Raw genomic sequence first — 12,210 nt, forward strand, 5'->3', positions numbered from 1 at the left:
GCCGTGCCGCAGGGTTATTTCGACGGTATGAAATACCCCGGCCGGCGGTTGACGGGGCGATCGGGCCGCTGCGACTCTCCCGGCATGTCCCTGGCATCCCCTCCTCCGACCGAATCCGCTGAGTCCGGCGAATCCGCCGAATCCGCGTACGACCGGATCCGGCTGCGCCAGTGGCGGCGCGGCCGGGCCCGCTCCGCCGAGGTCGAACGCCGTGATCTGCTGCGGCTGTTCGCGACGGCCGCCGCCGCCGGACCGCTCGCCGCGGCGGCGCCAGGCATCGCGCGGGCCGCCTCACCGGCTGCGCCCGTCGCGGCCCCCGCCGCGGCCCCCGCCGCGGCCCCCGGCATCGTGAAACCGCTGCCGTCCGAGGTGTTCACCATCCGGGGCACCAACGCCGAGACCAACTTCGCGGCGCTGCGCACCACCGGCCCGCACACACCCGCCAGCCACTTCTTCGTCCGCAACCACACCGTCACGCCCCGGATCGACGCCGCCGCCTGGACATTGACGATCTGGGGCAGCGGACTGCGCGGCGGCTCCGTGGACTTCGGCTACGACGAGCTGCGCGCGCTCCCGTCCGTGACCCGTACCGCGTTCATCGAGTGCGCCGGGAACGGCCGCAGTTACTACACCACCCAGCAGAACCAGCAGGTGTCCGGTACGGCCTGGACGCTGGGCGCCATCGGGGTCGGACGGTGGCGCGGGGTGCGGCTCGCCGAGGTGCTGCGCCGCGCGGGCCTGAGCCCCGACGCCGTCGACGTCCTGCCGCGCGGCCTGGACGACGAGGTCATCAGCGAGGGAACGAATCTGGGCCGGGTGCGCCGGCCGCTGCCGGTGGCCAAGGCGCTGGACGACGTGCTGCTCGCGTACGAGCTGAACGGCGAGCCGCTGCCGCCCGACCACGGCTATCCGGTCCGGCTGATCGTCCCGTCCTGGGTGGGCATCGCGAACATCAAGTGGCTCGGTGACATCGAGGTGAGCGCCGAGCCGCTGTACAGCCCCTGGAACACCACGCTCTACCGGCTGTTCGGCGCCGGGTATCCGCCCGAGGGCAGTGCGCCGCTGACCCGGCAGACCCTCAAGAGCGCCTTCGAGCTGGCGGACGGCGCCACCGTCGCCGCCCGTCGGCCGCGGGTGCTGACCGGGCGCTCCTGGTCGGGCGGGGCGCCGGTACGGTCGGTGGAGATCAGTACCGACGGCGGGACGCGCTGGCGGCGCGCGCGGCTGCATGACGCGCCCCGGCGCGGCGGTTGGGTCCGCTGGTCCGCCGACTGGACACCGGGCGGTCCGGGCCCCGCCGTACTGCTGGCGCGCGCGACGGACGGCTCGGGCCGCGTCCAGCCCGAGGTGGCCGTCCACAACACGCAGGGCTATCTGTTCGACGCCGTGGTACGCCACCGGGTGACAGTCGTCTGACCGGGAGCGCCGGACGGCCGGCCGTGCGGACACGGCCGGCCGTCTTCAACAGCGCACGAGGGCGCGGGAGATGTTACTGGACGGTACCGCGCTCACCCCGTCCCTCGTCCTTGGCCCGTCGGTCGACGGAGCGCCGGTCGAGGGAACCCCGCTCGGCGAGACGCCGGTCGGCGGCGGCGATGGGTTCGGAGTCCCACCCGGAATCGTCCGACCCACCGCCCGGACTCGGGGCCCGGCGACGGAGGTTCGAGGCGTCGGAGCGTGCGGCCTCGGCGCGGATCATGGCGTTGAGCGCGGCGAAGGGGTCAATGGGCATGGCTGTGTCCTCACAGTGAGAAGGTGCTGAAGAAACGCGACTGCTGTGGTCCGAAAGGCACTTCAGAGCCCCACGAGGCACTGAAGGGCGGGACCTGTCAGCAGCGCAGCACCACACAGCGCGGCGTGACCGGCGCGCGCGGCGGCCACGTCGGCACGCACCGTCCGACGTACGGAACCCGTGCCCGCTCGCCGAACAGTCCGGTCTGGGTCAGGGGCTGTTGGGGCTCCCTGCCCGTCCGCTCGGTCCTGGCCGGGGCGGACTGCTCGGTCTCGGCGGTGTCCTGGTGTCCCTCGCCCGCCGGGTCACGGGAACCGGACGCGGGCGGCAGGGACTCGGGGTCCCGCATCGCCGCCGAGGACGGCGCGATCGACATGCCCAGGAAGGCGATCAGCACCAGCAGCGCCACCAGGGCGGCCCGGTGCGCGGCGGCGGCGCGGGCAACCGCGGCGCGGGTGGGAACGGACGTGGCACGCTTCATGGGCACGACCTCCTGGACAACGCACCTCTGCCCAGAAACACACCCGCGCCGTCCTGCTACCGGCGGAAACCGCTCACACGGGGTACGCGACCTACGCCGAGTCCCTCTCCTCCTCGGCGGTTCGTGCCTCGTCGGAGCGCGTATTCGCCACGGGAACGGACACCGTTCCCAGCGGCACCTGCGGTCCGCTGCCCTCCCTCAGCCACCGTCTGAGCACCGCGTGCACCCGCTCGGCGCCCACGAGTTCGCCGCTGTCGGGGACCGGCGCGGAGAGCACCAGCGGTGACAGCAGGAAGGCCCGCGACTGCTCGCCGCCGAGCCCGCCGTGCGAGCCGATCTGTTCCTCGAAGGCGTGCACGCGGCCGGTCGCCGGGTCGTACATCGAGTTGACCATGATGTCCGCGACATGCGGGAAGGAGTCCGTGCGCCGTACGGCGTCGGCCGCGCCGGGGCCCATACCGGCGAGCGGACCGCTGTCGTCGAGCGCGTCGACCGGCACCTCCGTCCCGCCGGGGCCGAGCACCACCGAGCCGTGTTCCTCGCTCCGTACCAGCAGGAAGCCGATCCCCGGATGGCTGGCGAGGGTCCGCAGCAGCGCGGGATGGCGCCGGTCTATCTGCTCGCGGCTCATCCGCTCCGGTACGTCGGGGAAGGAGATCAGGGCGAGATTCCCGGAAGCGAGCACGACCGGGTCCGAACCGTGCGCGGGCTTCTCGTCGGCGCCCTCGGGCTCCGGGCGGTGCAGCGCGCCGCGGACCGCGTGCCGGGCCGCCTCGCGCGCTTCCGCGCCGCTCTTCGTACGCTCGGCCCGGCGCGACACGGGCAGCCCGCAGCCGGCCCTGACCAGATCCTTGAGGGTGAGTCCGTACGCGCCCTCGAAGGTCTCGCCGGGGCTCTGCCCGTGGTCGGAGAGCAGCACGATCCGGTACGTACGGGGGGCGTGCTCGGCGGCCCTGGCGATCAGTCCGACCGAGCGGTCGAGCCGGGCGAGGACCCGCTCGGCGTCCCGGCTGTGCGGTCCCGAGTGGTGGGCCACCTCGTCGTACGCGACGAGGTCCGCGTAGACGGCGGTGCGTCCGGCCAGCATGTCGCCGATCACGGCCGTGACCACCACGTCGCGTTCGACGACGGTCGCGAAGGCCCGGATGAACGGATAGAGCCCGCCCCGGCCGACCCGCGGCCGGTCGCCGCGTATCCGCGCCCGGGTCGATTCACCGATCTCGCGGCCGACGTCGGCGACGAACGAGACCACCGTACGGACGGCGTTGGCGGGGTCGGAGAAGTAGGCGAAGTAGCCGGCCCGGGAGCGGTTGGCCCTGCCGCGCCGGGCGGCGATCGACAGCACCAGCGCGAGCTGGTCGGCGCCGCCGCTGAAGAGATTGCCGCGGCTGGCGCCGTCGAGGGTGAGCAGGCCCCCGTCGTTGGTGCGGGCGATGGCGCGGCGCTGGAGTTCGGCGGCGCTGGCGGGCCGGTTGCTGACCATGATCCGGCCGGTGTCCTTCTCGTACCAGCGGAAGGCGGGGACGTCGTGGTTGGAGCCGTGCAGGATGCCGAGCTGGCTCGCGCCCGTCTGGCTGGACCAGTCGGTGCGCCAGGGCGTGAGCCGGTGGGTCGGCCGCTGTCCGCCGGGCGCGCTGTCCGCCGGGTCCCCCGGAGAGACACGTGCCGCGTCGTCCGCCGTACCGCGCCCGCCGTCCGGGTCCGGTGGACGCACGCCGAGCCAGCCGGCGACATGCGGCATCACCCCGGCCGCGACCGCTTCCAGCAGCACCTGGTGCCCGACCCCGTCGAGTTGCAGGAAGACCGTGCCGGGCGGTCCGCCGCGCCCGCCGTCCTCGCCGCTCCTGCGCCGCCGCCGGTCCGCGAGACGGGAGAGCCGCCGACGGTAGGCGTCGTCGTCACCGACCGCGAGCGCCGTGGAGGTCGCGGAGGCGACGGCGGACATCACGGCCGCGACCACCACGGCGGTCTCCGGATTGGCCGCCCCGCGCCCGTTGGGGATGAGCCGGAGCGCGATCAGCAGCAGCGAGCCGTTCAGGAAGAACACCAGCAGACCGAGGACCAGCGCGGGGACGAGCAGCAGCGCGCGTACGAGCAGGGGCCAGACCAGCGCGCTGAGCAGACCGAACGCACCCGCGCCCCAGGCCGCGGTGATCGCGGTCCTGGTGATGCTGTCCTGGTTGTCCGACTGAAGCTTGAAGTCCGGCAGGATCCCGGCCAGCGCCAGCATCGTCAGCGTGGAAACCGCCCATACGATGATCACCCGCAGCAGGGCCCCGCCCGTCGTTCGCCACCGCCCCTTGAACACGTCGCTCCGTCACCTCACGTCCGGGCCCGTACGCACTCACGGGCTCGGCCCAGCCTCGCACAGAGCGCCGCGGGCTCCCCCGGGGTACCGGGGGTCACGACGGGTCAGCAGCGGTCGTATCCAGCGGTCAGCAGCCGTCGTACCCCGCGGTCGGCATCGAGAGCCTGCGGTGGACGTCGGCCTTCATGGCGGCGTCGTACAGTGGTTCGTCCAGTCCGACGGTCTCCAGCGGTACGCCTCTGCGCACGCATTCCTCGGCGAAGACGGACGCCGAACTGAACGCCCGTTCGAGAACGCGCTCGTTCGCCGCGACGAAGAGATCCACCAGCCCCGCTTCGACGTCGGCCCACAGTCCGCAGTGGTCGGGGCGCAGCCCGTAGAGGAGCAGCTGCCGGGTGACGAGATAGCCCTTGTCCTCGGCCCAGCGCGCGCACATCGTGTGCTGGCCCCGGGTGTCCACGAGGAAGGGGTCGCTGTCCAGCTCCTCCAGCGGCGTCAGGCTGGCGATCACGGCCACTCGTACCTCACGCATGCCTGCCCCCGCTCCCCGGCACTCGCCTCCGTCCGCCGACCCTACTGGGCGCACGCCCCCGCGAGGCAGGCGCGTACCCGGCGGTCAACGGCGCGCGACCAGCGCATCCGGCTCCGCCCGTGCGGGCATCCGCCGTACGCTGAGTGCGGAGAGGGGCCCGGGGCGGGAGCGCGGTCCACGGGCGGACGGAGCTGAGGTCGCGTTGGGAACTGTCATCACATGGTGGGGCCATGCCACCTGCACGGTCGAGGACTCCGGGGTACGGGTGCTGACCGACCCGGTCTTCGTCCGCCGACTTGCCCATCTGCGCCGACGGCGCGGTCAGGTGCCGCCGCCCGAGGCGTACGTCGCCGATGCCGTGCTCGTCTCGCATCTGCACTCCGACCATCTCCATCTGCGGTCTCTGACCAGGCTCGCGCCCGGCACCCGGCTGATCGTGCCGCGCGGCGCCGAGCGGTCGGTGCCGGGGCTGCGCAGGCTGGACGCCCGCAGAAACCCCTCGGGGCTGCGGATCACCGAGGTCGAGGCGGGCGACGAGGTGGAGATCGGGGCGCTGCGGGTACGGGCCGTGCCCGCGCGCCACGACGGACGGCGGCTGCCGGTCGGACCGCACCGCTCCCCCGCCCTGGGCTTTGTGATCAGCGGCGCGTCCCGGACGTACTTCGCCGGGGACACCGGACTCTTCGACGGAATGGCGGACGCCGTGGGCCCGGTGGATGTGGCACTGCTGCCGGTGGGCGGCTGGGGGCCGCATCTGGGGCCCGGGCATCTGGACGCCGGGCGGGCGGCGCGGGCGCTGGCCGATCTGGCACCGAGCGCGGCGGTACCGGTGCATTTCGGTACGTACTGGCCCATCGGTCTGGACGGAGTCCGCCCCCATGAGTTCTACGCGCCGGGCGACGAGTTCGTACGGCACGCGGCGCGGCTCGCGCCGAAGGTCACCGTCCATCTGTTGCGGCACGGCGAGAGCGCCCGGCCGGAGGCCGGCCTGTGATCGACCGGCTCATGACGCAACTCTCGGAGCTGCCACCCGAGTCGACGCAGCAGGCCGTCGGCTACCCCTCCGTCTTTCTGCTGGTGACGCTGGGCGCGCTGGTGCCGGTGGTGCCGACGGGGGCGGTGGTGAGTTCGGCGGCGGTGGTGGCCTTCCATCAGACCGCGCCGCTCTCCATGCTCTATGTCTTCCTGGTGGCGTCGTTCGCGGCCTTCCTCGGTGACATATCCCTCTACTGGCTGGGGCGGCGCGGGGTCGGCTCCAAGAACGGGTCGCGCTGGCTGGCGGCGATACGCCGGCACGCCCCGCCCGACCGGCTTGAGCAGGCGCAGACGAAGCTGCGCGAGCACGGGGTGACGGTGCTGGTGCTCTCCCGGCTGGTGCCCGCCGGGCGGATTCCGGTGATGCTGGCCTGTCTGCTCGGGGACTGGCCGCTGCGCCGGTTCGCCCGGGGCGATGTGCCGGCCTGTCTGGCCTGGGCGGCGACGTACCAGCTGATCGGGGTGCTCGGCGGCTCGCTCTTCGACGAGGCCTGGGAGGGGGTGCTCGCCGCGGTGGTGCTCACGCTCGTGCTGAGCGGCGCCCCGGCGCTCTGGCGCAGGCTGCGGCGGCCGGGCGGGGACGAGAGTCCGGGCTCGGCGGGCCGGCCGACGTAGTTCCCGATCCGGCCGGGGTCCGCTCTGTCCCCGGGTCCGCTCTGTCCCCGGGTCCGCTCTGTCCCGGAGTCCGCTCTGTCCGGAGTCCCTTCAGCGCAGTTCGTCGAAGACCGCTCCGAAGTGGCCGAGCGCCCGCGCGACATGCGGCAGGTCCAGCGGCGCTGTCGCGGTGAGGGACTTCAGCCGCTGTTCCGGGGTCGCCCCGAGCAGCGGTCCCGTCGACAGCCGTACGCGCAGCGCGCCCAGCGCGTCCCCGAACCGGTGGCCGCCCGGTACGGGCACCTCCAGGCGCCGGCTCAAATGGTTCTCCAGCTCCATGGAGTCGGTGACGCCCAGCCGGGCCAGCTGTCCGCGCAGCGGCCCGAGGTCGGCGTAGACATGGCGGCCGGCCTGCGGCACCCCGGCGAGGGCGCCGGAGGCGAGCACCAGCTGGTGTGCGGCGGCGGCCAGTTGCCCGTGCAGTGCGGCGGTGGCCCGCGTCCTGGCCATGACAGCGTCCGGCTCGTCGAGCGCGTGGGCGGCGGCAGCGGCGACGGGGCCCGCGACCATCGCCCCGAGCGCGGTGAGGATGTCGAGCGTCCTGGCCCGCAGCGCGGTTCCGGCGTCGGTGGCCGGGTAGCGGGCGACGGCCATCGGCCAGGCGGCCGGGAGCAGCCCGCCCGCCAGGTCGGAGAGGACGACGACCTCGTCGGGCCACATCTCGGCCGGGCTGAGCAGCACCGTCTCGTGCGGCCGGTGCAGGGTGTCGCGCCAGGTCTCGTCGCTGACGATGTGCAGCCCTTCGCCGACGGCGGCCTCACAGGCCTCGCGGACCAGTTCCGGCGGGGCGACCGCGGCGGTCGGGTCGTCGGCGACGGAGAGCAGCAGCACCCGTGGCCGGCCGCCCTCGGCACGTACCCGCCGCACCGTCTCCAGCAGGGCGAACGGATCGGGCACGCCGCCCGCGTCCGCCGGGGCCGGCACATGGTAGGCGGGCCGGCCGAGCAGCCGGGCCTGCGGGGTCCAGGAGGCGGGGCACGGCCGGGGCATCAGGACATCCCCGTCGTACGCGGCGAGCAGCGCGAACAGCAGCGGCTGCGCGCCGGGCGCGGCGGCCACGTCGTCGGGGCCGGTGCGCAGACCGCGCCGCGACCAGTAGCCGGAAGCCGCCTCCCGCAGGACCGCGTCACCGCCGGGCGGCTGCGGCGAGGTGTGCCCGGCCGCCCCCGCGCACTCGCCGACCAGCTCGGGCAGCGCGGGCAGCCCGGCGTCGGGGGCGGCCGGGCCGAACCGAACGGGGCCCCGGCCCTCGGGAGCCGTTCGCCGCATGCCGCCACCTCCCGCAGTCGCCGTCCATTACGACCTCTCGTTTTGACCCTTTATATGGAGTTATACGGATGTTTGACGCACCCTGCTCCCCGGGCGCCGCCCGGCCGCTCCCCCGGCTCCGCTCGGCCCGCTCCCCCGTACGGTCCGCTTGGGCCGGCCGCTCGCGGGGTACCCGCGTTCCATGTCAGAGACCACTGGGACCTACGGCCAGGCGGCCCCGGGCACCCGCGCCCGGATCGCGGCACTGCTCGACGGCTGGGACGAACGGGCCTTCCGCTCCGTCGCCGGCCGGCACTGGCCCGGCGCGGGGCCCGTACTGCCCCGGCTGAGCCGGTCCGCCAACCACGGACTGCTCTGGTTCGGCGCCGCCGCGGGCATCGCCGTGCTGGGACGCGGGGCGCGCTCGCGCCGGGCCGCCCTGCGGGGCGCCGTGTCGCTGGGGCTCGCCTCGGCCGCCATCAACACCGTGGGCAAGCGGGCGGTCCGCCGGCAGCGGCCCCTGCTCGACGCCGTACCGGCGATACGGCGGCTGAAGCGCCAGCCGTTCACCACCTCCTTCCCGTCCGGGCACGCGGCCTCGGCCGCCGCCTTCGCGACCGGGGTCGCGCTGGAGTCGAAGGGGTGGGGCGCCGTCGTGGCGCCGGTGGCCGCCGCCGTGGCCCTCTCCCGGGTCTATACGGGCGTGCACTATCCGAGCGATGTGCTGGCGGGCGCCGCGCTCGGGGTGGGGGCGGCCTTCGCGGTGCGCGGCATCGTACCGACCCGTTCCCAACTGCCCTCACCGGGACGTCCGTACGCCGAGGCCCCCGCGCTGCCCGGCGGCCACGGGCTGGTGGTCGTGGTCAACCAGGCCTCCGGATCGTCGGACGCCGCCGTGCTGGTACGGGACGCGCTGCCGGCCGCGGAGGTCGTGGAGTGCCCGCCCGAGGAGGTGGAGACCGAGCTGGCGAAGGCGGTCGGCCGCTGCGTGGCCCTCGGTGTCCTCGGCGGCGACGGAACGGTCAACCGGGCGGCGTCGACGGCCGTACGGCACGGTCGGCCGCTGGCCGTCTTCCCCGGTGGCACGCTCAACCACTTCGCGTACGACCTGGGCATCGAGACCGTCCAGGACACCTGCCGGGCGCTGACGGCGGGTGACGCCGTACGGGTCGACCTGGGACGCTTCACCCCCGGGCCCGGCGGGGCGGCGACAGGGCACTTCCTCAACACCTTCAGCCTGGGCGTCTATCCGGAGCTGGTACGGGTGCGGGAGCACTGGGCGCCGCGCATCGGCGGCTGGCCCGCCGGAATCCTGGCCGCGCTGAAGGTGCTGCGCGGCGAACACCAGCTGGAGGCCGAGTTCGAGGGCCGGCACCGGGCGCTGTGGCTGCTGTTCGCGGGGAACGGCATCTACCAGCCGATGGGGCCGACCCCGGGCCACCGGCTCGATCTGGCCGACGGTCTGCTGGACGTACGGATCGTGCACGGCGGCCGGGCCCCGGGGCCGCGGCTGCTCGCCGCCGCGCTCGCCGGGCCGCTGAGCCGTTCGCCGGTGCACGCGGCGGAGCGAATGCGCAGGGTACGGATCGCCCGGATCGCGCCGGGTACGCCACTCGCGTTCGACGGTGAAGTGGCCGAGGCCCCCAGGGAATTGATACTGGACAAGGCGGAGGAGGCGCTGACGGTCTACCGGCCGAAGGCGCTGCTGTAGAGCGAGTCGCGGGAGTCCCGTCTGCCCGGCGGTGTCCCGGAATCCCGGTGGACAGGCGCGAACGGCGCGGCCGAGGATCATGCCATGGACACGCGCTACTTCCTGGAGACCCCGCGGCTGCGGCTGCGTTCACTGACCGAGGACGACCTCGACCGGGTGGTCACCCTCGACAATGACCCCGGCGTACGGCGGTTCATCGACGGCGGCCGGCCGGTTACGCGTGAGACGGTACGGACCGAGACGCTCCGCCGCCTGCTCGGGCGCGGCTTCTGGGCCGCCGAGGAGAGATCCACGGGCGCGTGGCTGGGGTGGTTCTGTCTGGAGCCGGAGAGCGAACAGGGCTGGCGGGTCGTCGAGTTGGGGTACCGGCTGCGCCGGGCGGCATGGGGGCACGGGTACGCCACCGAGGGGGCCCGCGCCTTGGTCCGCGCGGCGTTCACCGACCTCGGCACGGAGCGGGTGACCGCGCAGACCATGACGGTCAACACGGCCTCGCGGCGCGTGCTGGAGAAGGCGGGGCTGACCTACGTCCGTACGTTCTTCGAGGAGTGGCCCGAGACGATCGAGGGATCGGAACAGGGCGATGTGGCCTATGAGCTCACCCGGGAGGCATGGAAAGGTTAGGCTCGCCTAACCGACCTGGGAGGTATCTTGAGCGTACAACCCGCCACGGAATCACCGGAGTTCGAGCACTCAGGTTTCGCGCGACCGGGCTTCGGCCGACCGGAGTCCGAGCAAGCGGAGTTCGACCATCTGGTGCACTGCGTACCGGACGTCGAGTCCACCGTCCGCGGCTACACCGAAGCCGGACTGCACGCCCACGCCAACCCGGAGTATCTCGGGTACCGCAACGGCGCCTGGCGGCTGGACACCCGCTATATCGAGCTGTCGAGCATCGTCAACCGCCTGGTCTTCCTCGACTCGCCCTACGGCAGGGCCATGAGGGGCCGGCAGCCCCGGGCCGACGCGCTCGTCGCGCGCGGCGGCGGCGCGCTCGCCTTCTGCGTCCATGTCACCGATGCGGGCACCACGGCGGAGCGGCTGCGCGCGCGAGGGCACGGGGTGGAGCTGCTGACCTTCGCCCGCGAGGGCTCCCCCGTCTCGTTCCGCGAGGCGCTCCTGACGGACGGCCCGCCCTGGGCGCCGTTCTTCGTGACCTACGAGCCCGACCGGCAGACGATTCTGGCCAAGTACAGCGCGGGCCGGGTCAACCGGGGGCCGCACGACCTCGCCGGGATCCTGATCGAGACCCCCGATCCGCGCGCCTCGGCGGACTGGCTGGGCGAGCTGCTCGGCATCCCGCCCGGGGCATCGCCCACGGTGGTGCCGCTGCCGCTCGGCCAGGTGCACTTCACCGAGGGCCCCGCCGACGCGATCACCGCCCTGCTGCTCTCCGGGGGCAGCCCGCCGACGACGGTGATCGACGGACTCGCGGTACGGCCGGTGAAGTCGTCGGTCACCGGACCGGCGCGGACCTGAGCGCCGCGTCCATATAGCAAGACGCTGGTCTCATCATGCGACATAGCGGCGTACCGTGGCCGGACCACGACACGAGAGGGAGTTCCGCCATGCCGAAGGAGACCGCGGTCTACACCCACGGGCACCACGAGTCGGTGCTGCGCTCGCACCGCTGGCGCACCGCCGCCAACTCCGCGGCGTACCTCCTCGCCGAACTGCGTCCCGGCCAGGACCTGCTGGATGTCGGCTGCGGCCCCGGGACCATCACCGCCGACCTGGCCGCGCTCGTCGCCCCGGGCACGGTCACGGCCGTCGACGCCGCCGAGGGCGTCCTCGACAGGGCGCGGGAGGCGGTGGCCTCCGCCGGTGCGGACAACGTCCGCTTCACGGTCGCCGATGTCCACGCACTGGACTTCCCCGACGACTCCTTCGACATCGTCCACGCCCATCAGGTCCTCCAGCATGTGGGCGATCCCGTACAGGCCCTGCGCGAGCTGCGCCGGGTGTGCCGGCCCGGCGGGGTCGTCGCGGCGCGCGACGCGGACTACGGCGCCTTCACCTGGTTCCCCGGCGTACCGGCGCTGGACGGCTGGCAGGAGCTGTACCGCCGGGTGGCGCGCGCCAACGGCGGGGAGCCGGACGCCGGGCGACGGCTGCTGTCCTGGGCGCGGCAGGCCGGCTTCACCGGCATCACCTCGACCGCCACCACCTGGTGCTTCGCCACCCCCGACGAGCGCGCCTGGTGGAGCGGTCTGTGGGCGGACCGCACGACCGCCTCGGGCTACGCCGGTCTGGCGGTCGGCGGCGGCCATACGACACCGGAGGGGCTGGACGAGATCGCCGAGGCGTGGCGGGAGTGGGGCGCCGCCGAGGACGGCTGGTTCATGGTCCCGCACGGGGAAATCCTCTGCCAGGTCTGAACCCGGTGCGTACGAGCACGGTACGTACGAGGCCGGCACGTACGAGCCCGGTACGTACGAGCACGGTACGTACGAGCCCGCCGCGCACGGGCGCGCTCCCGGCCGCCCGAATCGATCACGTGTCCCGGCGC

The 12,210-nt window shown here is 73.8% G+C and carries 12 protein-coding genes; 7 read left to right on the forward strand and 5 right to left on the reverse strand.

Translation table 11 applies throughout. The annotated features are described in order from the left end of the window. Positions 1–84 precede the first annotated feature (84 nt). Complete coding sequence (locus IF11_RS0106605) at positions 85–1,416, forward strand: sulfite oxidase (RefSeq protein WP_051745575.1); 1,332 nt, start codon at positions 85–87, stop codon at positions 1,414–1,416. Between the two features lie 73 nt (positions 1,417–1,489). Here the strand turns inward: IF11_RS0106605 and IF11_RS0106610 are convergent, their stop codons facing one another. The 4 genes from IF11_RS0106610 to IF11_RS0106625 all read right to left on the reverse strand — a co-directional run bounded on the left by IF11_RS0106610 (position 1,490) and on the right by IF11_RS0106625 (position 5,053). After that, the gene (locus tag IF11_RS0106610) at positions 1,490–1,732 is read right to left on the reverse strand and encodes a hypothetical protein (RefSeq protein WP_030350492.1); all 243 of its coding nucleotides are present in this window, start codon (positions 1,730–1,732) and stop codon (positions 1,490–1,492) included. Positions 1,733–1,829: 97 nt separating this feature from the next. Beyond that, entirely contained in the window at positions 1,830–2,213 is a 384-nt protein-coding gene (locus IF11_RS36420; protein WP_037727126.1) for a hypothetical protein, read from the reverse strand. Between the two features lie 91 nt (positions 2,214–2,304). After that, entirely contained in the window at positions 2,305–4,443 is a 2,139-nt protein-coding gene (locus IF11_RS0106620) for an alkaline phosphatase family protein (protein ID WP_420894564.1), read from the reverse strand. 205 nt (positions 4,444–4,648) lie between these two features. Beyond that, positions 4,649–5,053 carry a hypothetical protein gene (locus IF11_RS0106625; RefSeq protein WP_030350494.1) on the reverse strand — a complete coding sequence of 135 codons (405 nt, stop codon included), beginning with the start codon at positions 5,051–5,053 and terminating at the stop codon, positions 4,649–4,651. A gap of 202 nt (positions 5,054–5,255) precedes the next feature. On the opposite strand from IF11_RS0106625, the gene IF11_RS0106630 reads away from it, so the two are divergent. Together IF11_RS0106630 and IF11_RS0106635 are read left to right on the forward strand one after the other, a co-directional pair. Then, positions 5,256–6,047 carry an MBL fold metallo-hydrolase gene (locus tag IF11_RS0106630; protein ID WP_030350495.1) on the forward strand — a complete coding sequence of 264 codons (792 nt, stop codon included), beginning with the start codon at positions 5,256–5,258 and terminating at the stop codon, positions 6,045–6,047. A gap of 11 nt (positions 6,048–6,058) precedes the next feature. Then, a complete protein-coding gene (locus IF11_RS0106635) occupies positions 6,059–6,703 on the forward strand; it encodes a DedA family protein (RefSeq protein WP_051745661.1) in 645 nt (214 codons plus the stop codon). A 90-nt stretch (positions 6,704–6,793) separates the two neighbouring features. Here IF11_RS0106635 and IF11_RS0106640 read toward each other — a convergent pair whose 3' ends face one another. Next, complete coding sequence (locus IF11_RS0106640) at positions 6,794–8,011, reverse strand: aminotransferase class I/II-fold pyridoxal phosphate-dependent enzyme (RefSeq protein WP_030350497.1); 1,218 nt, start codon at positions 8,009–8,011, stop codon at positions 6,794–6,796. Between the two features lie 181 nt (positions 8,012–8,192). Between IF11_RS0106640 and IF11_RS0106645 the strand changes: the two genes are divergently transcribed. From IF11_RS0106645 to IF11_RS0106660, 4 genes are all read left to right on the forward strand, one after another. Then, entirely contained in the window at positions 8,193–9,701 is a 1,509-nt protein-coding gene (locus IF11_RS0106645) for a bifunctional phosphatase PAP2/diacylglycerol kinase family protein (protein ID WP_030350498.1), read from the forward strand. 84 nt (positions 9,702–9,785) lie between these two features. Then, positions 9,786–10,325, forward strand: a complete 540-nt coding sequence (locus IF11_RS0106650) for a GNAT family N-acetyltransferase (protein ID WP_030350499.1) — start codon at positions 9,786–9,788, stop codon at positions 10,323–10,325. 27 nt (positions 10,326–10,352) lie between these two features. Beyond that, the gene (locus IF11_RS0106655) at positions 10,353–11,180 is read left to right on the forward strand and encodes a VOC family protein (protein WP_078490504.1); all 828 of its coding nucleotides are present in this window, start codon (positions 10,353–10,355) and stop codon (positions 11,178–11,180) included. A gap of 89 nt (positions 11,181–11,269) precedes the next feature. After that, entirely contained in the window at positions 11,270–12,079 is an 810-nt protein-coding gene (locus IF11_RS0106660; RefSeq protein WP_030350501.1) for a methyltransferase domain-containing protein, read from the forward strand. Positions 12,080–12,210 lie beyond the last annotated feature (131 nt).

Source organism: Streptomyces scopuliridis RB72 (genome assembly GCF_000718095.1).
Lineage (GTDB): Bacteria > Actinomycetota > Actinomycetes > Streptomycetales > Streptomycetaceae > Streptomyces > Streptomyces scopuliridis.

What these genes read in the sequence shown, in the direction of transcription:
- IF11_RS0106605 (WP_051745575.1), top strand. Translation starts at nt 85, where the DNA reads ATGTCCCTGGCATCCCCTCCTCCGACCGAATCCGCTGAGTCCGGCGAA.
- IF11_RS0106610 (WP_030350492.1), bottom strand. Translation starts at nt 1,732, where the DNA reads ATGCCCATTGACCCCTTCGCCGCGCTCAACGCCATGATCCGCGCCGAG.
- IF11_RS36420 (WP_037727126.1), bottom strand. Translation starts at nt 2,213, where the DNA reads ATGAAGCGTGCCACGTCCGTTCCCACCCGCGCCGCGGTTGCCCGCGCC.
- IF11_RS0106620 (WP_420894564.1), bottom strand. Translation starts at nt 4,443, where the DNA reads ATGCTGGCGCTGGCCGGGATCCTGCCGGACTTCAAGCTTCAGTCGGAC.
- IF11_RS0106625 (WP_030350494.1), bottom strand. Translation starts at nt 5,053, where the DNA reads ATGCGTGAGGTACGAGTGGCCGTGATCGCCAGCCTGACGCCGCTGGAG.
- IF11_RS0106635 (WP_051745661.1), top strand. Translation starts at nt 6,059, where the DNA reads ATGACGCAACTCTCGGAGCTGCCACCCGAGTCGACGCAGCAGGCCGTC.
- IF11_RS0106640 (WP_030350497.1), bottom strand. Translation starts at nt 8,011, where the DNA reads ATGCGGCGAACGGCTCCCGAGGGCCGGGGCCCCGTTCGGTTCGGCCCG.
- IF11_RS0106645 (WP_030350498.1), top strand. Translation starts at nt 8,193, where the DNA reads ATGTCAGAGACCACTGGGACCTACGGCCAGGCGGCCCCGGGCACCCGC.
- IF11_RS0106650 (WP_030350499.1), top strand. Translation starts at nt 9,786, where the DNA reads ATGGACACGCGCTACTTCCTGGAGACCCCGCGGCTGCGGCTGCGTTCA.
- IF11_RS0106660 (WP_030350501.1), top strand. Translation starts at nt 11,270, where the DNA reads ATGCCGAAGGAGACCGCGGTCTACACCCACGGGCACCACGAGTCGGTG.